Source organism: Schlesneria sphaerica, from assembly GCF_044336245.1.
Lineage (GTDB): Bacteria > Planctomycetota > Planctomycetia > Planctomycetales > Planctomycetaceae > Schlesneria > Schlesneria sphaerica.
The window spans coordinates 3748495-3772599 of record NZ_CP172346.1 but is presented as its reverse complement, the minus strand read 5'-3'; the positions used below and the strand labels follow the sequence as shown (position 1 = coordinate 3772599).

At 57.9% G+C, this 24105-nt stretch carries 15 protein-coding genes; 3 read left to right on the top strand and 12 right to left on the bottom strand.

Going from position 1 to position 24105, the window contains the following annotated elements; genetic code table 11:
• Positions 1-370 precede the first annotated feature (370 nt).
• Together ACGY09_RS13665 and ACGY09_RS13660 are read left to right on the top strand one after the other, a co-directional pair.
• Positions 371-2629, top strand: a complete 2259-nt coding sequence (locus tag ACGY09_RS13665; RefSeq protein ID WP_397568156.1) for an RND family transporter — start codon at positions 371-373, stop codon at positions 2627-2629.
• Positions 2630-2943: 314 nt separating this feature from the next.
• Positions 2944-4089, top strand: a complete 1146-nt coding sequence (locus ACGY09_RS13660) for a sensor histidine kinase (protein ID WP_397568155.1) — start codon at positions 2944-2946, stop codon at positions 4087-4089.
• A gap of 113 nt (positions 4090-4202) precedes the next feature.
• Here the strand turns inward: ACGY09_RS13660 and speB are convergent, their stop codons facing one another.
• The 6 genes from speB to ACGY09_RS13630 all read right to left on the bottom strand — a co-directional run bounded on the left by speB (position 4203) and on the right by ACGY09_RS13630 (position 13776).
• Positions 4203-5135: an agmatinase gene (gene speB / locus ACGY09_RS13655; RefSeq protein WP_397568154.1), complete on the bottom strand. Its 933-nt coding sequence runs from the start codon at positions 5133-5135 to the stop codon at positions 4203-4205.
• 142 nt (positions 5136-5277) lie between these two features.
• The gene (gene mtnA / locus ACGY09_RS13650) at positions 5278-6345 is read right to left on the bottom strand and encodes an S-methyl-5-thioribose-1-phosphate isomerase (RefSeq protein WP_397568153.1); all 1068 of its coding nucleotides are present in this window, start codon (positions 6343-6345) and stop codon (positions 5278-5280) included.
• A 21-nt stretch (positions 6346-6366) separates the two neighbouring features.
• Positions 6367-6810: an NIPSNAP family protein gene (locus tag ACGY09_RS13645; RefSeq protein ID WP_373649689.1), complete on the bottom strand. Its 444-nt coding sequence runs from the start codon at positions 6808-6810 to the stop codon at positions 6367-6369.
• A 199-nt stretch (positions 6811-7009) separates the two neighbouring features.
• Positions 7010-8566 carry a hypothetical protein gene (locus tag ACGY09_RS13640; RefSeq protein ID WP_397568152.1) on the bottom strand — a complete coding sequence of 519 codons (1557 nt, stop codon included), beginning with the start codon at positions 8564-8566 and terminating at the stop codon, positions 7010-7012.
• The gene (locus ACGY09_RS13635; RefSeq protein WP_397568151.1) at positions 8527-11247 is read right to left on the bottom strand and encodes an ABC transporter substrate-binding protein; all 2721 of its coding nucleotides are present in this window, start codon (positions 11245-11247) and stop codon (positions 8527-8529) included. The genes ACGY09_RS13640 and ACGY09_RS13635 overlap by 40 nt, the downstream gene beginning before the upstream one ends.
• 327 nt (positions 11248-11574) lie before the next feature.
• Positions 11575-13776 carry a glutamine synthetase III gene (locus tag ACGY09_RS13630; protein WP_397568150.1) on the bottom strand — a complete coding sequence of 734 codons (2202 nt, stop codon included), beginning with the start codon at positions 13774-13776 and terminating at the stop codon, positions 11575-11577.
• A 410-nt stretch (positions 13777-14186) separates the two neighbouring features.
• Here ACGY09_RS13630 and ACGY09_RS13625 point away from each other — a divergent pair, with 410 nt between their 5' ends.
• On the top strand, positions 14187-15254 hold the full coding sequence (locus tag ACGY09_RS13625) for an Mrp/NBP35 family ATP-binding protein (RefSeq protein WP_397568149.1): 1068 nt from the start codon (positions 14187-14189) through the stop codon (positions 15252-15254).
• Between the two features lie 154 nt (positions 15255-15408).
• Here ACGY09_RS13625 and ACGY09_RS13620 read toward each other — a convergent pair whose 3' ends face one another.
• The 6 genes from ACGY09_RS13620 to ACGY09_RS13595 form a co-directional block, all read right to left on the bottom strand.
• A complete protein-coding gene (locus ACGY09_RS13620; protein ID WP_397568148.1) occupies positions 15409-16632 on the bottom strand; it encodes a GspE/PulE family protein in 1224 nt (407 codons plus the stop codon).
• On the bottom strand, positions 16633-16989 hold the full coding sequence (locus tag ACGY09_RS13615) for an STAS domain-containing protein (RefSeq protein WP_373649695.1): 357 nt from the start codon (positions 16987-16989) through the stop codon (positions 16633-16635).
• A gap of 580 nt (positions 16990-17569) precedes the next feature.
• On the bottom strand, positions 17570-18019 hold the full coding sequence (locus ACGY09_RS13610; protein WP_397568147.1) for a DoxX family protein: 450 nt from the start codon (positions 18017-18019) through the stop codon (positions 17570-17572).
• Between the two features lie 38 nt (positions 18020-18057).
• Positions 18058-18756: a pirin family protein gene (locus ACGY09_RS13605; RefSeq protein WP_397568146.1), complete on the bottom strand. Its 699-nt coding sequence runs from the start codon at positions 18754-18756 to the stop codon at positions 18058-18060.
• 427 nt (positions 18757-19183) lie between these two features.
• Positions 19184-20650 (bottom strand): cation:proton antiporter, encoded by a 1467-nt coding sequence (locus ACGY09_RS13600; RefSeq protein WP_373649698.1) that lies wholly within the window; start codon positions 20648-20650, stop codon positions 19184-19186.
• Between the two features lie 165 nt (positions 20651-20815).
• Complete coding sequence (locus ACGY09_RS13595; RefSeq protein WP_397568145.1) at positions 20816-23650, bottom strand: FG-GAP-like repeat-containing protein; 2835 nt, start codon at positions 23648-23650, stop codon at positions 20816-20818.
• Between the last annotated feature and the right edge of the window lie 455 nt (positions 23651-24105).

The following is a 24105-nucleotide window of genomic DNA, read 5'->3' as shown; positions in this document are numbered from 1 at the left end:
TTGTGTCAGGATCCCCTGAGACGCCCTCTTAAGGGTCCGTTCTCAGCGAGCGATCTCCACGTGCCGCTAACGACATTACTCGAACAGGGCGGGCTGAGCAGAAAGGGGATTTTCATTCCTCTTCTTTAAGTTCAGCAATCCGGTACGAAACGAAGTACAGGCCACAGGGGACGGTCTCTGAACACGCATCAGCAAACTATGATGTCAGGCGCCTCGTTTTGACAAGCCTTGGACGCTGGGAATCGCTCTGTTCGCGGCGAGCCAAATTGTCGTGGAACTATCGGTGACTTGGATTCTTGATTAGAGTCCAAGGACACGGCATCGGCATTGTTTGTCGATGACTTCTTAGATTGCCACAAGTTCATGAGTCATGATGACCGCTTCGACCCCGCCCTGGTTAGTCCGGTTGACAGATCTGTTGCTGGATTATCGTCGGTGGTGGCTCGCATTGGCGATCCTGCTGACTGTTGCGGCCTGGTTTCCCGCTTCACGACTTCAGTTTGAGCAGTCGATCGAATCGCTGTACGCGAAAGAGAATCAGCGACTGGCGGCATGGCGGGAAAGCAAGCAAACGTTTGGTGGTGATGAATTTGTGGTCGTCGCCTACACGGATCCGGAGCTGTTCGATCCAGATAGCGACCGTCTTTCGGATGCGGCACGAGACCGGATTGAAGCGCTGGTCGAACAGCTTCAGCAAGTGAAAGGTCTTCAGTCAGACAGTATCCAGTACTTGTCGGTTGCGCTCCAGGCACCGATTGGACGGTCGATCATCCGCAAGCTGATGGAAGGTGTGCTGGTCGGCACTGACTCGCAGACGACCGCCATCTTCTGCCGGCTTGAGCCGGAAGGGACGGCCGAGATTCCCCGCGCCAGGACTTATCAGCTCGTTCGCGAGATTGCGGATGCCCACAATCCTCCTGCCGCAGTCGTGGGAGAGCCCGTTCAAGTACACGACATGTTTCGGTACGTCGAGGAGGATGGGGCGACGCTGGGTTGGGCATCGGCCATTCTGCTCATGACTGTGATTTTCGTTCTGTTCCGCAGTATCCGCTGGATGCTGCTGCCGCTGATCGTGGTTCAGGTCACGCTGATCTGGACGAAGGCTATCCTGGTGCTGAGTGGCATGCAGCTCAGCATGGTCAGTTCCATGTTGAACTCGCTGGTCACGATCATCGGCATCGCGACCGTCATGCACATCACGCTGCGTTATCGTGAGTATCGCTTTTCGAAGACCCCGGTCGAAGCGCTCCGTCAGACGATGCTGGATCTGTCGATTCCAATCTTCTGGACGATCGCGACCACGGCCCTGGGTTTTTCTGCGGTCATGATCAGCAATATCGCACCGGTGGTCAGCTTTGGGATCATGATGACCCTGGCCACACTGCTTGTCCTGGTGACGTGTGCCCTGGTGCTGCCAGGCGCGATCCTGCTGGGGGGATCCGAGAAGGTCCCGGGGCGTGCCCCGGCCGAGGACAGCGTGACCAAAGTCCTGGGTGGATTAACCAAGTCGGTCGAGTCGCGTCCCGTGCTGGTCGGAGGGGCGATGTCGCTGCTGACCATCTTCTGTGCGGCTGGATTGTTTCGGCTGCAGGTCGAGACCGATTTCAGTAAGAACTTCCGCAGTTCGAGTCCGATCGTCAAATCACTCAATCTGTTTGAAGAACGTCTGGGGGGTGCAGGAACCTGGGAAGTCAACTTCCCCGCTCCCCCCGAACTGGACAGTGCGTTTCTGGCACAGGTCAGCGAATTCACGGCTCAACTGCGTCAGCTTGAAGATCCCCAGTCACCGGGCCGTCTCACCAAGGTGATTTCCCTTACCGATGGTCTGGATCTCATCGGGTTCCTCCCTTTGTCCTGGCGTATTTCGGCGTTGGAACGGATGCAGCCTGACTTCGTGACGGGGCTCTATAACCCGGAACAGGGGCGGATGCGGATCATGCTGCGTGCCCGCGAACGGCAGCCCTCCGCCTCGAAACTGGAATTGATTGCGAGTGTCGAGCAGCTTGCCGAACAACGATTTCCAGGTGCTCGTTGTACGGGTTTGTTTGTGCTGCTGACCTACCTGATCGAGAGCCTGATGGGGGACCAGTTGACCAGTTTTGTGGTGGCCGCGCTGGCCATCATGGTCTGTGTCTGGATTGCCTTTCGCAGTCTTCCACTGGCCCTGATAATATTAGTCCCCAATCTATTCCCGATTGTGCTGGTGATTGGCACGATGGGCTGGATCGGCTTACCGATCAATATCGCCACCGCGATGATTGCCAGCGTGTCCATGGGCCTGACGGTCGATTCCAGCATTCACTACGTCTCCGGCTATACGGAGGCCCGGCGTCGCGGCCTCTCATTTTCCCAGGCACTGCGGGAGACGCATCAAGGGGTGGGACTCGCGCTGGTCTTTGCCAATGTGGCCCTGGTGGCGGGCTTCTCGGTCCTGGCGCTGTCGCACTTCATTCCGCTGGTCTACTTTGGAATTTTGGTGAGTGTGGCGATGATCGGTGGTTTGCTGGGCAACTTGATCCTGCTCCCCTTGCTTCTTCGGCTGGTTGCTGGGGGGCACACGGTTGCCACAAATTCGGAAGCGATGCCGCAAGTGGTCGGAGAGAATGGCGAAGAGGTTGCTCAGGCTTAGTTTCGGGCTGACCGCAAATTTCGGTGCTCCGAAGTCATGAATCGTCCGCAAATCCGCTCGCCGATCATGAGAGCCGTCAGGCTCGCATTGGGACTTCAATGCAACTGATGACCTGCGTTGAGGTTGCTACCTTAAAATTCTGTCAACCAGGATCCGTGTAAAACACCCAATTGACGAAGCCGAGTTGCAGACTAGACTTATCGGGTCCCACAGGAATACGGCGCGAATGGATTTCCGTTAGGGCGATATCGGCTATCTCATCTTTACGATCGCCAACCCCTCCGACAAAAATAACCTGCGCAGTTGGAGGTTTGATGACGAGTGAAAATCTGGCAGTCCTGGCGACGCTCATCAAACAGCAGCGAAAGACCCTGCTGGCACAGTGGCGACAGCAAGTCCGAAAGCTCCCCTCTGCTCAAGGGTTAGACACCCCCACTCTCAACGATCACATTCCCGATCTGCTGGATGAGTTGGCGGCCGCGTTGATCGTTCAGGCCCGGCAGGGGGTTGGGGAACTGTGCAATGACAGCAGTCCTCGAATTCACGGATTGCAGCGGTTGAACGTCTCCTTCGAGCTCGAAGAGGTCGTGGCCGAGTACAATATTCTGCGAGGATGTCTTCATGATCTGGCCGATCAGAATGGTGTGATCCTGCAGGGAGAGCCATTTCATATCCTCAACCGCGTGTTCGATCGCGCCATTGGACTGGCTTTGTCGACATACACTGCGCAGCAGGCGATGGACGTACAGGAACGGCGACAGGAGTATCTGGCATTCGTGGCGCATGATCTCCGCACTCCGCTCAGTGCGATTTCCACCGCCGGTCGCGTGCTGGAAATGATGTTACCCCAACAGGTAATGAATGATCCCGATCTCGTTCAGTTGTTGAAAGCTCTGAACCGGAACGTGAAGCACCTGGAAAACTTAATCGGTAAAGTCATCGAAGAGAATACGCATTTGCAGACGGAAACAGGGATTCGACTTGAACGACGCGAGTTCGACTTGTGGCCCGTTGTCGAGTCGATCATCCTCGACTTCCGCCCGCTCGTTGAAGAGACCGGCACGAAACTGCTCAATCGTGTGCCCGATGAGACGGTTGTCTTTGCGGATGCCGGGTTGATTCGGCGCATCCTCCAGAACCTGATCGCAAATGCGATTCGCTATACCCCTGGCGGAACGATCGAGATTGGTGCAGAAAGACTGGAGACCTGCCCCGGGATTGCGAATTGCTGGGTCGCCGATAACGGATCAGGAATCCCTGCTGAGCAACTCTCCCAAGTTTTTGACAAGGGGGCAACGGACCCCGAGAACGAAGAGGGAGAAGGTTTGGGACTGGCGATCGTAAAAGCGTTCATTGAGGCTCATCAGGGGACTGTCAGCGTCGACAGCAAAGTTGGCGTCGGTACGACCTTTCGTTTTTCCTTGCCAGACCGGACGAATCCGACCACGACAGGTGCCTGACGTCGGAAGGAACCACTTCGTTGCTGCAACGTCGTCCCAAGGGAGGAACAGGTTACTCGGACGCAATGCGAGGGCGGCGTTGCTTCCTGTCTGCCTCGCCTGGTTGAGATTACTTACTTGCTGGCTTTGGCAATCAGTGACAGGAATTCGAACACCAGGTTGGCCGCGAGGATGGATGTGATGTTGGCGGAGTCGAACGGTGGCGAGACCTCCACCAGATCGAAGCCCACGAGGTTCAGCCCATGCAAGCCTCGCACCAGTTGCAGTATCTCGTAGCTGGTGATGCCCCCGACCTCAGGGGTTCCCGTTCCGGGAGCGAAGGCGGGGTCGACCGCGTCGATGTCCAGCGTCACGTAGGTCGGTCGCGCTCCGATCCGGGATTGGACTTCCGCCAGGACCGTCTCAACCCCGCTGCGACGGAATTCTTCCAGCGTGATCATACGGGTCCCGAGCTTGATCGCATCGAGGTAGTCTTCCGGACCATTGGTGGGGCCCCGAATTCCGATTTGAACGTAGGCGGCAGGATCGATCAATGATTCGTCCAGAGCCCGCCGGAATGGGGTGCCGTGACTGTACTTCTGGCCGGGATATTCCGAGTCCCATGTATCGGGATGAGCATCAAAATGGACAACCGCCACTGGGCCATACTTCTTCGCATGAGCCCGCAACAGGGGTAACGAGATGGAGTGATCGCCCCCCAGCGAGATCAGTTTGGGACCCGCAGCGAGAAACCGGGATGCCGCCCGCTCAATCTCGTGGTGAGTCGCAACGATATCGGGAGGGATCACGTCAATATCCCCCACGTCCGCAATCTTCAACGTCTTGAACGGGGCAACCTGCTGGACATTGTTATAACCCCACAGCAACAGCGACTGCTCGCGAATGGCCCGGGGACCAAAGCGGGTGCCGCTGCGGTACGAGACAGATCCATCATACGGGATCCCTGCGATCGCGACGTCATACCCTTGCGGATCGTTGATGATGGGACATCGACCGAATGAAGCGATCCCGGAATAGGGCTGAGCGGCGAAAGTCGGAGTCGTCATCAGTCTGTACCCCAGGAAGAGACGGTCGTGACAAGGGGGCACCGCCGCAGTGTGAGCGATAAACGTGCGAAATGACATTTGTCTCCGCAGGCTTATCGCGCACTCGACGGTGTTGTTACTCGGCGGTGGTGTTACTGTGGCCTTACTGTCCGTTGCCGGTCAGGACGGCGTGGATTCGTTCTTTCGTGACGGGCTGAATGACCCCTTTTTCCGTAATCAGTGCCGTGATGTGAGTCGCGGGTGCGACATCGAATGCCGGGTTGTAGGTCATGCACTGGTCAGGAGCCGTCTGCTTCCCGAACGCGTGCGTGATCTCGGCAGAGGCACGTTCTTCGATGGGGATCTCTTTTCCGCTTTCGATTGTCAGATCGAACGTGCTGGAGGGAGCCGCAACGTAGAACGGGATGTTGTGGGCCTTCGCCAGGATCGAGAGCGAATACGTACCGATCTTATTGGCAGAGTCACCATTTGCGGCAATGCGGTCTGCCCCGACAATGACAGCCTGGACGCGGCCTTCGTGCATGACCCAGCCGGCCATCGAGTCACAGATCAGCGTGGCAGAGACGCCGCGCTGCATCAGTTCCCACGCCGTCAGTCGAGCCCCTTGCAGCAGCGGCCGGGTTTCATCGGCGTAGACCTGGAGTTCGGGGTTCTGCCGTGCGGCGGCGAAGATCACCGCCAGGGCCGTCCCGTCACCTGCCGTTGCCAGTCCACCGGTATTACAGTGGGTCAAGACCCCCTTGCATTCGCTCAGTAAAGGAAGGCCGTGGCGAGCGATGGATGCACACATCTCTCGATCTTCGAGCTCGATCGCCTTGGCTTCTTCGAGCAGTCGATCGAGCATCTCGGCAGATCCCAGCGACGGCGAGGCATCGGCCACTCGCCGCATGCGATCCAGACCCCAGAAGAGGTTCACGGCAGTGGGACGACTCCCGGCGAGATACTGGACGACCGAGTCCAGCTTTGCGTTGAAATCCGCCCGGGTTGACTGAGCAACGGGCTGGCACCCGACCACGACGCCGTATGCGGCTGCAACACCGATGGCCGGAGCACCACGCACTCGTAGCGACTTGATGGCTTCCCACACCACTTCCGCCGTGGCGCAGCGGATTTCGCGGTATTCTACCGGTAGCAAAGTCTGATCAATCAGTTGAAGAGCGCCCGAAGGCGCGTCTCCTACCCAGGAAACAGCAGGTCGAGGATTATTCATAGTCGTCTCTTGAATCGCACCTTACTTCAAGGGCGAGTAGTCCGTAGGAACGTAGAAGATTGATTCCGGCGCGACAGCCAGAATCTTGCCATCTTTCTCAGACGCTTCGCGTGCGGCTTTCCAGTCAGGATCCTGCCGGAAGCTGTCGAACGAGGCTTTGGCGGCGTCCTGACTCTTGTGAGCCAGCAGATAGACCAGCTTGTTGTCGACCGGTTTTCCATCGGCATCAACGGGGGTCAGGTAAATGACATTTTTCATGCCGTGCTTTTCAAACAGCCGGACCGTGTGGTCGCGGAACCGGGCATGCAATGCCGGCAGTTTTCCTGGCTCGGTCGTGTAGGTCCGCAGTTCGTAGACGTGAGCGGGCTTTTCGGGTTCTGCCAGTACCGGCCGGATTGTCCAGCCGAGACCCATCCCCAAACCGACCAAAGCCAGCGACCCCATCAGAATTTTGAGCGAATTCATCACGATTTTTCCTCTGCTCAACAGGACCTGCCCGCGACGGACGTCACACTGTATGACCCGTTGCGGAATGTTGCGCGCAACGCAGACCTGTTTTATAGACGTAACCACCCACATGCTGCCACTGCTGGGAAGTCAGGGGGACTGACAATTCCGTCGCTCAGGCGGCTTTCCGCATCGCACCCGCGTCTGGCCAGCGAGATCACTGCGCGCTGTCAGAGTCTTTCTCCTGGGCTTGAAGTGCTTCCATTTCCTCGCTGAGTTGCCGAATCTTGTCGTCTGACAGATGCGTCTTGATCAGTGTCACCGCCTCATCACACATGCGGTTGATACGGGCCTGTGCCGATTTGTCCTTATTCGCCTGTGCTGCAGCCACTCCGGCGACACGAACAGCCAGCAGGCGTTCAATCAGTTTCGTCGAGCTCTCCTGCTGTTTGAGGAGTGCCAGTTTCTGATTGACCGTGGCCCAGTCGTCTTTGCTGGCGGCTGCGCGAATTGTGGAGATGGCCGTGTTCCGCAGAGCGACGGCGTCAATCACTTCCCCCTGAAGCATCTGCAGGTCGGCTTCGGCGGCGAACCGCGTGGAGTCGTCAGGAACTTCCAGCCGGGTATGCGCCGCGACTCCAGGAATGAACGGAACACGGGCCAGCAGATTCTGACCACTGTAGACAAACAACCAGACAAGCGTCTTTTCGGGAAAACGTGAAACCTCGAGGTAGCCCTGTCGATTGGTCAGCTCATCGGCCAGTAGAGTCGAACCGGGATCGACATCGGGGTCTTCGGGTGTCGCCCGGGGAATCATCGCCTCACTTCGCACTTCGACACGATGGGCCGCCAGAGGTAAGGGGGTTCGTCCTTGTGTGACCAGTTGAAGCTGCGTCTGTGAGAACTGAGGTCGAACGGCCACGACCAGGGTGTCGATCCGGCCCCGTTTTTTTCCTCCCAGCGCCAGTCTGAGGCCGCTTTCGACGGCCCCCCGGACCACCGAGCCATTAGCGTCCTTAACGGTGATATAAGTCCAGGGGATTGGCTGCAATTTCTCGATCACCTGTTCGCGATTGCGATAAGCCAGAAACGGAACCATGAGGTCACCGGGTTGCAGTTGGGCGAATGAGGGATCTGGAGGATTCAATTCTCCGCCACGCAGTCGAATTCGCACATCCTTGTTATCGACCTGCTCGACGATCCCCATCGGCCGCATCAGGGTCCTGCAGAGTTTCAAGATCTCGATCGGCAAGTCTCGGTCGTCCATGACATCGACCGAAGCAATTTCGGTCTGGAGCTGAACGTCAAACTGCCATGACCGAACACTGACTCGCTTTCCGACTGCCAGAGACTCCACGACGGCCGCGAACCAGACATCCGGGGCCCCCTCAGGGTGGTGTTGCGCCAGTGACCCCTTGTTGATCCGCTCCAACCCCGTCCGGCTGGGAAGGCTCAGCCATGAAACGGGAATCGTGGTCAGAGACCACAGTTCGCCGACACAGCGAAGGGCGGCCTGCTGGATCTCACGGACGGTGGTGTCCTGAACCGTGGCGCTTGCGGACAGAGGATCGCATGCCAGCAGCAGTCGCACCTCATAAGGCCGCCGTTCATATTCGACAGCATCGTGGGCGGATTTGACGGAGGGGCTCTCAGCCGCAGCGACGGAACGGGCGACGATGGCCATGCCGCTGCAGAGCAGGCAGAGAATTCGGCAGAACTGTGTGAGCGGAGCCATCAGGGAGTGTCCTGCGGGTACCAGGATTGAAGCGTCCATCGCTCGACATCCTGGAAGGGATGCATCAACCGCGCGGGCTGACCGTTCAGGTTACGGCGAGTGACGAAGTATTCATCGACTTCCCACAAGGGGATGAATCGGGTTTCGATCAGCAGCTCGGCTTCGATACGGTGTAATAGACCGGTTGCGGAGGTCCAGTCGTTGACACGCTCCAGTTCCAGTAGCTGCCGGCGAACACGTTCGGGAAGAGGCCTGAGCGCATCGACGCGCGTGTCAGAGTGCTGAGTCAGCAGCGGCCACAGATCAATCAGCGGTTCGATCACTCGCTCTGTCCGGTAGATCAGGTCGTAGTCATCGTGAGTTGCCGCGACGGTGCTCTCGTTCAATTGCACCGAGAGACCAACTCGCCGCCAGTGCTCGATCATCGACTGAACGCTGGCACGAATGCGGGAATCCGGAGGAGCCGCGATTCGCAACACGGGAAGCTCACTGCCACCCAGTTGCTTTTTGGCTGTCAGGACGAGCGCCGCAGCGCGCTGGGGATCGTACGGCGGACCTTCGAGTAAGCGATTGTGTCCGTAGCTGACGGTTGGAAACGGGGTCGCCGTTAAACGCGCGAGGCGTGCGTTGACACCGGCCAGAATCGATTGCTCGATTAATTGACTGCGGGGGATCGCCAGCGACATGGCGCGACGAAGCTGTGCATCACGCAGGACGGGTGTTGAGGGATTGAACATGATCATGTGAGAGATCGGCAGGGCATAAGGGGTGACGAGAAAACGATTATCATCCTGCAGCACTCTCACATCCTGCAGATCGGCGAACGGGATCCCGGTAATCTCTCCCCGCATCAGTCCCTGCAGGGCACGTTCCCAGTTGTCGTAGCGAACGTGGACGACCTCTTCCACGTGGCGGGCCTTCAACGTGGCAGGCTGGGGGCGTACCCGACGATAGGTGACCGATCGTGCGTCCCGTTCCGTCTCGAAAAAACGCTGGCGACCCGCCGAGGGGAGCGCCCCTGCGAACAGGTCCGGGTTCAGCGCCTGGGGATCTGCCAGAGAGACCGGGAACTGAAGCAGGGATTCGAGCCGCAGTGGCAGTCGCCGAAAATGGACGGTGAATTGAGAGGGTGACTGGGGAACGGCTTTGACGATCGCCCCAGCGAGCCGCGCGTCAAAGAGGGGGGACTGCGGATCCAGTTTCCGCGACAATTCGTCAACGATATCGAAAGAAGTGATCAGGGGTCGGGCTTCCCAGTCGGCTCGCCGCAGTCGGACCGTAAACTGAACCTGACGTCCCAGATCTTGTGGTTCCCAGGCTTCTACGATTTGCGAGCGGTAGCGGACACCCCGTTCATCAACCCGAGTCGGTTCAAACAGAGGTTGTGCCGTCAGGCTCGTGGCGAGTGTGTCGCTGGCCGTCGGGTAGGGATAGCTGGTGGCCTCACCCGGAAGTCGCAAGACTCCAAGACGGATGATCTGATGTCGCTCCGTCAGTTCTCGATGTGCTTCCCGCAGACCGGGTGTCTCGGGCCAGATCCGGGCAGCCCGATCGACCAGCCGTGCGCCAACGCCCGTGTTTCCTTCGGCGGAAGCTCGTCGAGCCTCTTCCATCATGGCGGTCGTCCGGCTGATCAGTTCCGCCTTCCACTTGAGTGCGATCGGATGCTGTGCTTCACGAGCCGTTAATCGCTTCAGGAAATAGCGGGCTTCGCGATAGCGTTCCTGGTCTCCGAGTTCATTGATCAGCAGATCAATCACCTGACCCAGCCGCAGGGAAAGTTCGGGGTAGGACGAGTTGCGGTCCCACAGGTCTTCTAACAGGCGAACGGCCCCTTCCCGATCCCCTCGCTGGTTCCGCAACTCGGCATCGGTCATCAACAGTTTCTGGTAGAGTTCGTCAAATTTCGGCCAGGTCGCACTGAGCTTTAAGGGGGGCGGTTCCGGGAGCGTAAAGCGTTCGCGTTCGTCGCCGGCCGCGATCTCGGCCTCCTCGCGGCGCATGGCCTGATACGCTTCTTTCAATCGCACGTTGTTCTCGCGATGACGCCTGTCGACCAGCAGCAGCAAGTCGTAGGCGAGTGGAACGTTTCGTTCATCGATGAGAAGACTGGCCCGACGCAGAACCAGATCTTCGAAGTAGTCGATCTTCAGGATTACCTTCGTTTCGAGAAGGTAATCAGGGTCTTGCTCTTCCCCCGGCTCCAGCAGAGTGATCGGCAGAGACTGAAAGCTTCTGCGGCGTTCGCCCAGACGATCATTTCCTTCCCGGAATCCCGCGCGTCCTTTCAGATGACGCTCATATTCCAGATTCATCGATGCGAGCGTGTCGGGGCGAAGCGGGACCGGTTCCACGATGAGGACTTCATTGGATTTCAGCACGATCCAGTCAAAGGGCTTGGATCGCAGCAATTCTTCTGCTGCGGGAAGCTCCATGTCCGTGTAAAGCGGTAGCGTGTCCGCAGTGCCCGGTTCGGCCTGTTGATCCGGCGCGACGGCGGGAGCGGGGGTCGACGGTTTTTTATCTTCTGCAGCCAGACACAACGCGGCGTCACTGCCCGGCAGGCTCAGGGCAACGAACAGCACGTACGCAACGCAGCGAATCACCGGTGTCCCGATTGCGTGCTGACGTTTTGTGTAGCGCGTTCCCGCAGGACCTGAATGTTGCAGACTCATGTACGAGAGACTGCGGTTTGCAGGCCGTACTCTACGCGAATTCATGATTCTCGGCGAAATGCCCATAACCGTCTTTTCGATGTGTGTCGGGGGTCAACAGGCCATCGGCGGCGGGCGCCAGACGAACGAGAGATCATAACCATCTGTGAGACGGAATTTCGACGGTAGAGGCGGAGGTTGAAAAGGATCTTGCTTCGCGAAAAGGAAAGACCCGGGACGTAAACGTCCCGGGTCTTTCTGGCTCAGCTCAATTTTATCGACCACAGGCCTGAGAGAGTTGCCTCAGACCTGTAGCAGTTTCTGCTCAACACCCTACAGAGACCGCGAGTTCACTCTGTGATTCCCGCAGTCGTTCAGGCCTGGCGACGAGGCTTACTTGATGAACAGCATTTCCTGGTAGGTCGGAAGTGGCCAGTAGTCGTCGGCGACGAGGGTTTCGAGTTCGTCGACGACTTCGCGAACGGCCTCCATCGCCGGCTTGACCTTCTTTGCACAACGTTCGGCGGCTTGCTTTGGATTTGCAACGCCGTGTCCACCATGGCAGCCCTCTTCGTTGAGGTGTTCCAAGACGGCGATCTTCTCGTTGAGCGACTTAATCAATCCACTCAGCTTCACCAGTAGCGAGGCATCGAAGTCGACACCCGCAGCCTTACAGTTGGCGGCGGTTGCGGCGAGTTCACTCTGGTAACGGACTGCAGCGGGATAGATGATCGTCTTGGCGATTTCGTGGGAGAGCCGTGCTTCCACGTTCAGCGTCAAGGCGTACTGTTCGAAGTAGATCTCTTCGCGGCTGGCCGCTTCGCGTGCTGAGAGAACCTTGTACTTTTCAAACATTTCGACCGTGGCTGGCAGGGTAATCGCGGGGAGCGCGTCGATCGTCTGCTTAAGGTTGGGCAGGCCTCGGCGGGCGGCTTCCGATTGCCATTCTTCGGAGTACCCATCGCCATTGAAGCAGACAGAGCCGTGTTCGTTAGCAATTGATTTGAGCAGGTTCTGGACAGCCCCGGGGAGCTTGGCTGGATCACCGCCGGTGGTCTTTTCCAATTCGGTGGCGATGTAGTCCAGCGATTCGGCCATGATGGTGTTGAGGGCCACCAGCGGACCGGACAGCGACTGGTTCGAACCAACAGCGCGGAACTCGAACTTGTTTCCGGTGAAGGCGAAGGGGCTGGTTCGGTTACGATCGCCTGCGTCCTTGGGCAGAGCTGGCAGGGTGTCGACACCGACGGTCATGACACCAGGCTGCTTGCTGGAGGAAGCAGAACCACTCTGCTTGATCTGCTCGAAGACGTCAGCAAGCTGCTCGCCGAGGAAGATCGAAATGATGGCGGGGGGAGCTTCGTTGGCACCGAGGCGATGATCGTTGCCAGCGTGAGCGACAACGGCACGCAAGAGTGAACTGTGTTTGTGGACGCCCCGGATGACAGCCGCACAGAACACCAGGAACTGCATGTTTTCGTGCGGTGTCTTGCCAGGTTCCAGCAGGTTCCCCTGAACGGGATTGCCGAGCGACCAGTTGCAGTGCTTGCCCGAACCGTTGACGCCAGCGAAGGGCTTTTCGTGCAGGAGGCACTCGAGACCGTACTTGGCGGCGACTCGCTTCAGCGTCATCATGATGAGCTGCTGATGGTCTGCAGCGACGTTGGCGTTTTCGTAGATCGGGGCGATCTCATACTGGCTTGGCGCCACTTCGTTGTGGCGAGTCTTGACGGGGACGCCGAGCTTGAAGAGTTCTCGCTCGCAGTCGAGCATGAAAGCGAGGACGCGGTCTGGGATGGCACCAAAGTACTGATCGCAGAACTCTTGACCCTTCGGTGGCTTGGCTCCGAACAGAGTGCGGCCGGCGCTGATCAGGTCAGGGCGAGCGAAGAAAAAGTTGCGATCGATCAGGAAGTATTCCTGTTCAGGACCGCACGAGGCGGTGACCAAAGGAACATTCTTGTGACCGAACAGCTTGAGCACACGCTGAGCGTGGATGTTCAGTGCCTTCATCGAACGCAGCAGTGGAGTCTTCTTGTCGAGAGCTTCACCGGTCCATGAGAAGAAGGCGGTCGGGATGACCAGCGTGGTGCCGTTGGGGTTTTCGAGAATGAAGGCAGGGCTGGTAACGTCCCAAGCGGTGTAACCACGGGCTTCGAACGTGGCGCGAATGCCCCCCGATGGGAAGCTGGATGCGTCTGGCTCGCCCTGGGTCAAAGCCGAACCGCTGAATTCGTTAACGGCTCCACCCAGGCCGTCCGGTGCCAGGAAGCTGTCGTGCTTCTCGGCGCTAATCCCGGTCAGGGGGTAGAACATGTGAGCGTAGTGGGTCGCACCCTTCTCGATCGCCCAGTCTTTCATCGCGGCGGCGACGGTATCAGCAACGCTTGGATCGAGTGGCTCGCCCATTTCAATGGTCTTCATCACCGATTTGAAGACGGTCTTTGGCAGGCGGTCTTTCATCACCTTGATGCTGAAGACGTTGGTTCCGAAGAGTTCACCGCTTGGAGTTTCGGCGAAATTCAGCGGGGCTGAAATGGGTTTGTAGTTCGTGACGGCCTGGATGGCCTGATAACGGGCGGTGCTACCACTCATTCGATGTACTTTCAGTCTGGGAACAGAAGAATAAGCGCTGAGAAGCCTCTGCTATGCAAGTTTCGGAAGCAATCAGGATGCCAAGTGAATCGATCTCACTGGGATTCCAACAATCGCCGGCTTTCTGTGGCATTGCCAGACAATCTTCGGAGAACTGAAGCGAAATGCTTGCCTCGTCGTTAGGCATGTTTGCGCGGTATGTGTGCATTTCGTCGTGTGGACGTACTGAGGCCAAAGACGGCTTACCCGACTGGGGGCCGGAGTTTATGGCGAAGCCTGCCGATCGCCGAATCCCGTCGGGAAACGCGTTGCGAACTCATCGCAGGCGGTGTGCCAGTGATTGCCCGGCGGTTGTCGCGCTGCTACAAATGAATGTGATTTCAATTCTTCTGAAGTATTGGGAAGTGGCTATGTTGTCGGAAGCAGAGGTGTTGCAGCGTGTCCGCAGCCTGAAAGACCCGGAAATTGGCCGGACTTTTGGTGAGCTGGACATGGTGAAAGCCGTTCAAACGACGGGATCTACGGTCCACGTCACAATTGAACTTCCGACCCCTGCTTATCCGGGGAAGCACCGGATTTCTGATGCCATCACCGCTGCGGTGAAAGAGGGGCAGCCCGATGTGACGGCGGTCGAGGTGAAATTCACTTCCGTCGTTCAAGGGAAAATGTCCGGTGGTGCGATTGGGCTTCGCGCCAAGAACGTCATCGCTGTCGGAAGCGGTAAAGGGGGCGTCGGCAAAAGTACCGTCGCCACTTCGCTGGCGTATGGTCTGAAGACGCTCGGTTGCAAAGTTGGTTTGATGGATGCGGACGTGTACGGGCCCAGTGTCCCTCACATGGTCGGGTCTGTGGATCGCCCTACCGCCATTAAAGTCAGGACGGAATCGGGTGAGGAGATCGAGCGGATTCAGCCTGTTGACGTTGATGGCCTGAAGGTCATCTCCATGGGCTACTTTCTGAAACCGGATCAGGCGGTGATCTGGCGAGGCCCCCTGCTTCACCGTGCGATCACCCAGTTTCTGAAAGATACCGACTGGGGTGATCTGGACTACCTGATCATCGACCTGCCTCCCGGTACCGGCGACATCTCGCTGACCCTTTCGCAGTTGCTCGGTCTTGCCGGAGCCGTCGTCGTCTGCTCACCTCAACAAGTGGCGCTGCTCGACGCGATCAAGGCGATCAGCATGTTCAATCAGGTCAAGATTCCTATTCTGGGCATTGTCGAAAACATGTCGGGCGAGATCTTCGGTCGAGGCGGAGCCAAGGCCATGGCGGAAGAATTGAACGTGCCGTTTCTGGGCGAACTTCCCATCGATTCAGGGATTCGAATTCGAGGCGACGCGGGGCGGATTTCGACCCTGTTCTCCGAAGAAAATCCGTCACGGGAACCGCTAGTTCAGATTTGCGAGCAGGTCGCCATTCAGGTGGCCAAGCAACTGCTGGTCGCACCCAAGATGCCGACACTGGAAATCCTGTAACGGCTTCAAGTCACGAACAGGACAGCGCTGGAGCGGGTCTCTGACCCGCTCTCAGTCGGTCTCACTCCCTCTATTGCGGCGCGCGGAGGCGTTGCTGGCGAACACTCTTGCTGCTCGTCACGTGCAGCCGTCATCCGAGACTTCGCCGGGCCGATCAATCGAGGCCCAGTTGATCCGTTGGCAGTTCTCGCATGATTTCTTCGGTGCTCGTAATCCCCATCGCGACTTTCACGAGAGCTGAACGTCGGAATTCCAGCATCCCCTGTTGAATGGCGAACGTCTGCAGTTCTTCGCTGCTGCAGCCGTTGGCCACCAGTTGACGCAGTGCCCGGTTGAAGACCATCAACTCGACGACGGCCGTTCGGCCGGCGTAGCCTTGATGCAGGCAGGCTTCGCAGGATCCGGGGCCGAAGATGAACGAGCCAAAGCCGGGTTCGAGGTATGGCTGGATATCGGCAAACGTTTCCGGTGATTCGCTGATGTCGTAAGCCACCCGGCACTTGGGGCAGAGCGTCCGCACCAGTCGCTGCGCGACAACGCCCAGCAGGCAGTTTGACAGGAAGTAGCGATTGACCCCCAGGGCGGCCATGCTTTGGACGGCGGCTGCCGCGACGGGTGAGTGCAGTGTCGACAAGACCACCGTTCCGCTGTTGGCGGCTCGGACGGCGGTCGCGGCCGTTTCTTCGTCTCTGATCTCGCCGATCATAATGACGTCAGGGGACTGTCGCAGTACGTTGCGGAGCAATTCCGGAAAATCCAGTCCAATCCGGGGATTCGCCTGGGACTGTCGCAGCCCTGCGACGGCGTACTCGACAGGATCCTCGAGCGTATTGATCTTTCTCGACCCGTCGTTCAGGCTCTGCACGGCCGCATAAAGTGTTGTTGTTTTCCCAGTTCCGGTCGGGCCGGTCACGAGGATCAGGCCGCTTGGATTGGCGAGCATCGCCTGGATCTTATTCAGTTCGATGCGGGTCAGGCCGATCTGGTCGAGGCTCTTCAGGCCGAACTTCCGGTCGAGCAAACGCGCGGTGACGTCCTCGCCGTGCAGCGTGGGGATGATATTGATTCGCAGGTCGACGACTCGATCACCAACTGTCTGAATCCGCCGACCCTCGTGCGGTCGGCGGCGGTCCCCCAGATCGATTCCCGCTTCTGCTTTGAGCAGAGTGATCACGCTACGTCCCACTTCGAGAGGCAACGCGGCGACTGTTTCCAATCCCCCCATCCGTCGGTAGGCGACGCGCACCCCCCCTTCTTCGCCTAGCAGAAACAAATCGCTGACGTGCAGTTCAGCCGCTCGTTCAATGATGGCTTCAAGGACTTCGGCCGACGATTTTTCAGTGAAAAAGTCGGGTGAGAAACGACCGTCGTAGGCCATCTAAGCCACCTCCCCGCGTGCGAGTTGAAGGGCTTTTTCCGAGTCGTCCGCCATCTGAAAGACGGTGTTCAATCGCAACAGCGAGATCACATTCGCGGCGACGGTGGGGAGTGAGTGGATGACCAGCTTCCCCCCCTGCTCACGAAATCGTTTGTGACAACTCAGCAGCCAACCGATGCAGAGTGAATCCAGATAACTCGAGTCCCGCATATCAAGCAGCACCGTCTTCTGATAGGCGCTGGGACCAAGCAAGGCACGAATGGGATCGATCGGAGGTGCGACGTCCTGCTGATTCAGACAGCCCTCAATCGAAACCTGGACGACGTCGTCTCGGTCTTCCTTGATTTTGAACTTCATGACAATGGGGCCCACGAGAACAACGGGTAACAAATGTGTCAGTGACCGATTGACATTTTTTTACTCTACCCCGTGACACGGACCCTCATCAAGCGCCATATCAAAACACTCTTGTGTTCTTGGTAGACAAATGGTTGCAATTCGATACATCGCCTTCGTTGAACTACGAATTTGGCTTCCTCCCGCGATAATGGGGATGGCAGGAACGTCGTTCCACAGGTCAAGTGAGGTTGCAGATCGAGGTGATGAAAGAGCGAGCGAAGCCCGGCTGGTTTCCTCCTTAAGGTATGTGAAGGAGCAGCTTGCGGGGCTGCAGAAACAAGACCGCAATAAGAGGTGAATACAGGCCTGAGTGTCTCTTGAAGACGAAAGCGTCCTCATAGCGCTCACCCGGACGGGAGCGCGAGACGAGAAAAAGGCCCGCTCGGACCTCGTGGTTCCGATGGGAACGAGTCGAGGTCCTCTGGTGGGAACGTGTGCAGGGAACACGTTTCCGGTCAAAACATGATTGGCGAGTGCGCCCAGGAGCCCCGGGCCGAATTTCGATCCTCCGGCACTGAAGGTCTGCGACTCGTTCCCCTCATTTTGCAGGCTTGGCCTTCGGTTTGGCCGAGGCTCCTTTGGATCCGCTCTTTTCCAGGCTCATCGGTCCTGAACCATTCGCCATGATAAACAGCATCGCACCCATCAAGCCAAGATTCTTCAGGAACTGAACCAGTTGTGACTGTTGATCGGGGCCGCGCAAGTTCCAGAAGTCATGGAAGTAGTATGTGACCGGAACGAGGAACAGGAACAGCATGGCTGCTCCGATCCGGGCCTTGTACCCCAGAATCAATGACACACTCCCCGCGATCATAAACAAGATGGCTCCCGCGAGTTGGACTTGAGGCTGAGGAATTCCACGAGACCCCATCGAGGCTGCGACACCGTCAAAGTCTCGCAGGTGGCCGCTGATGGCAGAGGTCAGGAAGATTGCCGCGATCATGATTCGGCCCAGGACAGTGGTAAGTCCTTGTAAAAGAGCCTTCATGGAAATCCTCGCTTTCGTGAACAATGACTGAGAGTGGTCTATGGAAGGTCGAACAGCATAATTTCGGCATTTTCGGCCGCTTGGATTGCTAATTCAGCTTCGTCACTTACCGCCACACCATCACTGGTTTCGAGATGCTGGCCATTCACTGTGACTGAGCCGCGTAATACTTGCAGCCATGCATGTCGGCCTGACGCGAATTGCTGGTGTATCTGGCTTTCTTTGTCGAGATTGCCCAAATAAATCCGGGCGTCCTGATGAATAAGTAGTGAACCGTGTTCTCCCGATGGCGAGGCAACCAATTGCAGTTTGTTGTGCCGGTCTGATTCCGGGAATCGGCGTTGTTCGTAACTTGGCTCAAGTCCCTTTTCCGAAGGGAACAGCCAAATCTGATAGAGGTGAACTGGTTCCGTTGGGGAGGGATTGAACTCACTGTGGGTAATTCCCGTTCCCGCCGTCATGCGCTGGAACTCACCCGGTCGAAGAACTTCGCCATTTCCCATCGAATCCTTGTGCTCCAGTGCCCCTTCGAGAACGTAGGTCACGATTTCCATATCCTGATGAGGATGTGTGCCAAAGCCCTGGCCGGGAGCGACCCAGTCTTCGTTCATCACGCGCAACGATCGAAATCCCATGTGACGCGGGTCACGGTAAGAAGCGAATGAAAAAGTGTGGTACGTGTTCAGCCAGCCATGATTGGCGTGACCGCGATCGTTGGATTTTCGGATCTGAAGCATGGGACTTCTCCTGACGAAAAGGGTTGTTGAGAGAGAGGCCAGTCGCAGTGATTGTTTACATGTCATGTAAATGGGCGAAGAAACGGTGGTTCGATTGAGAGATTCCTTAAGCTGACTTCCCGGCTCGTTCGATTCGAGCGGGCGCGACAGCCTTCATTCTCTGGTTCGGACGGTAGCCACTTCTGTCTAACCAAGTGATTGCCTCTTTCGGTGGATAGTTTACATGTGAAGTGTTTGGCAGTCAAGGGGCGGAGCCGATTCGCTCAAGTGGACAACCAGCATCACGCGCCTGTTATGCGTCAGGGGGCTGGCTCGATCAATGTTGCAGCGAGCTGAGTGAGTACCGATGAAGAGGTTGCGAACGGAGGCCTGAGCCGGTCAACAGAACGTCTCGTCGGTTCTCGAATGAGTTATCGAACCGAAGTGGTTACGGGGATTCGCTGCGGAAGGTGACAGACCCTTCTGCGCCGCTGGCCGAATGGGACAGCAGCTTGCGGAGGATTGGCGAGGTCGCAATTGTTGTGGCGACGGCCATGATCACCATCATCGCGAACAACTTCGGTGAGATGACTCCCAGCGACAATCCGATGTTCAGCACGATCAGCTCCATCAACCCCCGGGTGTTCATCAGGATTCCGAGCGCGGCGGAAGTGCGCCAGTCGATCCCGACCATTCGCGAAGCTGCGACCGTCCCCCCAAACTTGCCAACCGTGGCGACCAGGATCAGGGCCAGACAGATCAGGATGCCGTCCCAACCATTGATCAGACCGATGCGGGTATTCATCCCTGTCACAGCGAAGAAGGCCGGCAGCAGCAGGATCGTCACGACGTCGGTCAGTTTTGAAGTCAGCTGGTGGGCGATACGGCTGTCGTGAGGGATGATTGCCCCCAGCATGAAGGCTCCGAAAACGGCATGAATTCCAATCGCTTCCGTCGTGAGCGATGCGCAGAGCAGTGCAATCAATAACAGTGGAATCGTCTGTCGCTCTTGCTGATGTTGTTCGGCCCAATGGACCCATTTGACGATCAGCGGCCTGACCAGCAGAAACATCACGGCAATGAAGGCAATCGTGGCCACGGCGACCAGCATGGCTCCCCCCACCTGCGCCTGGACAACTCCCACGACGAAGGCCAGCAGGCACCATGCCGTCACGTCGTCGGTGGCCGCGCAACTCAGAGCGATCACGCCCAGGTCAGACTTCTCAAGTCGCTGGTCTGTCAAAATCCGAGCCAGCACGGGAAAGGCCGTGATCGACATGGCGACACCCAGGAACAAGGCAAAGCTGGTGAAGGGAACGCTGTCGGTGGACAGGATTGGATAGAGCCACAGTGCCGTGAACGATCCCAGCACAAACGGGAAGACGATACTCGCGTGAGAGATAGCGATGGCGGCTTTGGCCTGTCGTCCAACCTTCTGGGCATTCAGTTCCAGCCCCACGACGAACATATACAGAATTACGCCGATCTGCGCGATGGTCTTCAGGGAACCGAGCACCAGTTGATGCGGATCCGCTGACACGTCGGGAATCAGCAAGTGCATCGCCTGTGGAGAAATTGCCCCCAGGACAGAGGGGCCCAGCAGAATTCCGGCGATCACTTCACCAATCACGGCGGGTTGGTGCAGGCGTTTCAATACCCACGAGAGCACGTTTCCCAAGGCGATAACCGCCGCGAGTGTCGCCAGGACATGGACAACGACGTCGACACCCCCGGCATGAGTCCCCTTCGGCGCTGAAACCGTCGCAGTCCCCGGGGGGGCCTTCAGCCCCTGTCCGATCTGGCGGATCAACATAAAAGACGCTACTGCGGCCACGAGCAGCAAAGCATAGAACAGCAGGGAGACGACGGATTCCCGCTGCGTTGGCCGATCAGAAGAGGAAGAGATCGTGCTCATCGGAAACAGTTCATCAAAGTGAAACGGCTCGCCCTGGCCGCACGCTCGCCGGCCGCGTGAACGCCGATCGATAAAATATCTGTTGAAACAAGTGTCGTCAAGACGATTGTTTGGGTTGAGTCATTTTCTGTTGGCATCTTAAGGCTGAGAATCAGTACCCCCCAATCAGTGACTCTCCACCGTGATTTGCAGCAGTTGCTGATTTCCTTCGACGGCGATGAGGGGTTGAGTGGGGTTCTTGAGAGTAAAGGATTGAGTACTTCCCGAGATCCAGTGGATGTCGACGGTGATTTCTCCGGTGTCGTTTCCGAGTCCGAAGTCGAGCAGCCTCTGGTTGGATGCCTGATATCCATCTCCGGCAGTGAGCTGCCGTGTGAGGTGTTTCTGTCCGGCCTGCACGGTGACACGCGTGCCGATGGCGTCGCGTGAACTGTTTGTGGCGACAAGCTGGATCCGCAGTCCCCGCCCTGGTTGTGGAGATTTGTTGGTGAGCAGCGCGGCAGGGTCGCCGATGTGTGAGATGGCGAGGTCATCGAGCCCATCCCTGTTCCAGTCGATTCGTGCGACTCCTCGACCGAGCCTCGGAAGATGGAAGAAGTCGCCGATTTCGTCCGCGAATCGTTCCTGGAAGGAGTGAGCGATGTTGTGGAAGAACTGAGGTCTCATTTTGTAGGGGATCTGTTTGTAGGAGAAGTCGTCGACATGTCCGTTGACGAGAATCAGGTCTTCCAATCCGTCGTGGTCGGCATCGATGAACTGCGTGCCGAACCCGAGAAGAGACCAGCTGGGATCGCGGAGTCTCATGGTTCTGGCTCGGTCGGAGAAGGTACGGGCACCGAGGTTGATGTAGAGCGAGTTGGATTCGTTGTAGAAGTTGGTCACAAACAGATCGAGCCGTCCGTCGTTGTTGGGATCCCCTGCTGCGACCCCCATGCAGGCGAGCGCGGCACCTGCTTCGTCGTAGGCAAGTCCACTGACAAGCCCCAGTTCCTGCCAGGCGAGTTTTCCGTCTGATCGTCTTTGCGGAGCGAAGAAGAAGTTGGGGCGTCCATCGTTGGCAACGAAGAGACTGATGGTTTGCGATTCGTCGAAGTCAGCGGCGACGATCCCGAGTCCATCTCCATTCGGCGCATCAAATCCCCACTCCCGGGTCATCTCAATAAACGTCCCGTCTCCCTGATTCTGATAGACATGGTCCACCGCCGCGGGGAAGAGCGAAGGTGGGCACGACGCCAAAATGGTGTCATCTCCCTGACAGACACGAGTGTAGATCTCATCGCCGGTCAAGTAGGTGACGTCATAGACATCCGGGAGGGAGTCTCCGTCGAGGTCAGCGAGCAAACAGGAGCTCGTCCAGTGGGAATGGCGGGCCAGGCCTGAGCTGGAGGTGATATCAACGAACGTCCCGTCACCCTGGTTTTTGTAGAGCCGATTTCCGTCGATGTTGGCGACATAGAGATCGGGGAAACCATCGTTATCGAAGTCACCTGCAGCGACCCCCTGCCCGAACCCGGCATCATGGATACCGGCCAGATGGCTGACTTCGCTCATGCGAATCCCGGCCATATTCCGGAACAGGGCGTCGAGGAACTGAGAGTTGGCTGTATCCGGAGGCCAGATCGTCCCTTGTGTGAAGTAGAGGTCACACCAGCCGTCGAGGTCATAGTCGAAGGCGGCGACGCCACCCCCTGTGTATTCGAACATCCGTCTGCCGGGACTCGCCGAAATCTCGCCATTGAAGTAAGTGAACTGAAGGCCCAGCGCCGCAGCCTCATCGAGGAAAAGGATGTCGCTTGAGGATGCAGGATGACCTGATCGGGTGTGAGACGGGTCCATGCGCCGAGAGGTCAGATCTGGTAGCGGATAAGACGACAGATCGAACCGCTTTGCCAGATCTGCCTCGGGCAGAAGGGCCGGGGTGTCTTCCCGCAGCAGCTTCCTGACTTGTGTGTTGATTTCCCTGACAACGGTCGGTCGGGCCTCGTCGGGAAGCAACTCGCACCACGCGCGGCATTCAGGAAGGCGACCCAATTCCAGGGTCAGACGAGCGCACGAGGCGATCTCGGTGGCTGAGCCTTTGCGATCGTACAGCTTTGCAGAGTGCTCTGTCAGTTCACTCAGTTTTCGGGCTCGGTCCAAGAACTGTTGTGCCTCATCCCCACGCTGTTCCGCTGCCAGAAGCTGACCAAGTTGATAGGTGGCTCGGTCGTAGTCCGGGCTGCGGCGAAGCGTTTCCCAGTAACACCGGATGGCGGCGCCGCTGTCCGTGGCGCTTTCGGCCCGTGTGGCTAAGAGCAGCCAATAGGCCGGGTGCTGCAATGCGGCGTCCGGAAGCTGCTTGAAGCACTGGAAAAAACTTGCTTCGTCGCCTGCCTCAACAAGCAGCGCGGCGAGTAACAATTGGGCTTCGAGTAGTTCTGGACTGCGAGACAGAGCTTCTCGTAGCAGGCTGGTGGCCTGCTCCTTTCGTCCAACGGACGAAGCGATCTTTGCGCAGCCCAACAGGGCCAGCGGGTCGCGAACCCGTAACATCTGGGCGAAGACAGCCTCGGGCGGAGCGGGCATCTCCGCGGGATTCGCCAGGGAAATGAGGGCCGCCAGATGGTTGCCGGAACCTTTCAGGGACCGATGCAGCGGGAGATTTGCTTCCCATTGACGTCCAGACAGGCTGAGAAGGGTTCCCCACAGGCCGTGCACTTCCGGAGACTGGCTGGTGGGTGCTCGAAGCGACTGTAGTTCGGTTTCGGCATCAGAAAGTCGTCCCTGCCGCATGAAGAGTGAGGCGATCGCGAGGGTCGCGGCGTTCCGGGAATGCGAACCAGCAGAGATCCGTCGGTAAGTATCCAGCGCGTCCGCCGGGCTGCCCAGATGCTCAAGCGCCTCGCCCAGCACAAGCATCATTTCGGAATCGGACGGTCGGGATTCGAGACACGAAACGGCCAGCGCCTCGGCTTCGCTCCATCGCTCTTCTGTTCTGGCAAGCAGGGCCGCAGCACGCATCGCGTTTTGCCTGTATTCAGAGACCTGCCAGGCGGAAACCAGCACCAATACCGAAATCAGAGTTCCGGCGCTGCATCTGGACCCTGTCTGGCGAATGTTTGCTCTCGAGGACACGACTTCACCGGACCCGTCCGTGGTCGCGCATTCTCTCTGCCGACCTCAGACATTTGCTGCTGGAAGTGGACGTGGAAGGGGAAGAAATGGTCATCTGGAATGTCGAATTCGCGTCATTCATTGGGGACCGGAACTCGGCCGCTGACGGAGTCACCCGCGTGCGGCCGGATCGTCCGGAACAACGAATCGTCTGAGTCCTTCCGAATACCGGCCGTCAGCCTCTGGCCCGTGGAGGCTGACGGCGCTCGTTGCGAAGGGAATGGAGTCATCCGGGGACGACTTCAAGTCTCCTCTGCTCAGCATCCTCGGAGTACGCACCCCGAGCCCGGCCGGATTTTGTG

Bases quoted from the DNA above. Each gene is read 5' to 3' on its own strand.
- ACGY09_RS13635 (WP_397568151.1), bottom strand. From the start codon at position 11,247: ATGAATTCGCGTAGAGTACGGCCTGCAAACCGCAGTCTCTCGTACATG.
- ACGY09_RS13645 (WP_373649689.1), bottom strand. From the start codon at position 6,810: ATGAATTCGCTCAAAATTCTGATGGGGTCGCTGGCTTTGGTCGGTTTG.
- mtnA (WP_397568153.1), bottom strand. From the start codon at position 6,345: ATGAATAATCCTCGACCTGCTGTTTCCTGGGTAGGAGACGCGCCTTCG.
- ACGY09_RS13625 (WP_397568149.1), top strand. From the start codon at position 14,187: ATGTTGTCGGAAGCAGAGGTGTTGCAGCGTGTCCGCAGCCTGAAAGAC.
- ACGY09_RS13665 (WP_397568156.1), top strand. From the start codon at position 371: ATGATGACCGCTTCGACCCCGCCCTGGTTAGTCCGGTTGACAGATCTG.
- ACGY09_RS13610 (WP_397568147.1), bottom strand. From the start codon at position 18,019: ATGAAGGCTCTTTTACAAGGACTTACCACTGTCCTGGGCCGAATCATG.
- ACGY09_RS13620 (WP_397568148.1), bottom strand. From the start codon at position 16,632: ATGGCCTACGACGGTCGTTTCTCACCCGACTTTTTCACTGAAAAATCG.
- ACGY09_RS13630 (WP_397568150.1), bottom strand. From the start codon at position 13,776: ATGAGTGGTAGCACCGCCCGTTATCAGGCCATCCAGGCCGTCACGAAC.
- speB (WP_397568154.1), bottom strand. From the start codon at position 5,135: ATGACGACTCCGACTTTCGCCGCTCAGCCCTATTCCGGGATCGCTTCA.
- ACGY09_RS13660 (WP_397568155.1), top strand. From the start codon at position 2,944: ATGACGAGTGAAAATCTGGCAGTCCTGGCGACGCTCATCAAACAGCAG.
- ACGY09_RS13640 (WP_397568152.1), bottom strand. From the start codon at position 8,566: ATGGACGCTTCAATCCTGGTACCCGCAGGACACTCCCTGATGGCTCCG.
- ACGY09_RS13600 (WP_373649698.1), bottom strand. From the start codon at position 20,650: ATGAGCACGATCTCTTCCTCTTCTGATCGGCCAACGCAGCGGGAATCC.
- ACGY09_RS13615 (WP_373649695.1), bottom strand. From the start codon at position 16,989: ATGAAGTTCAAAATCAAGGAAGACCGAGACGACGTCGTCCAGGTTTCG.
- ACGY09_RS13595 (WP_397568145.1), bottom strand. From the start codon at position 23,650: ATGCGTGCTGCGGCCCTGCTTGCCAGAACAGAAGAGCGATGGAGCGAA.
- ACGY09_RS13605 (WP_397568146.1), bottom strand. From the start codon at position 18,756: ATGCTTCAGATCCGAAAATCCAACGATCGCGGTCACGCCAATCATGGC.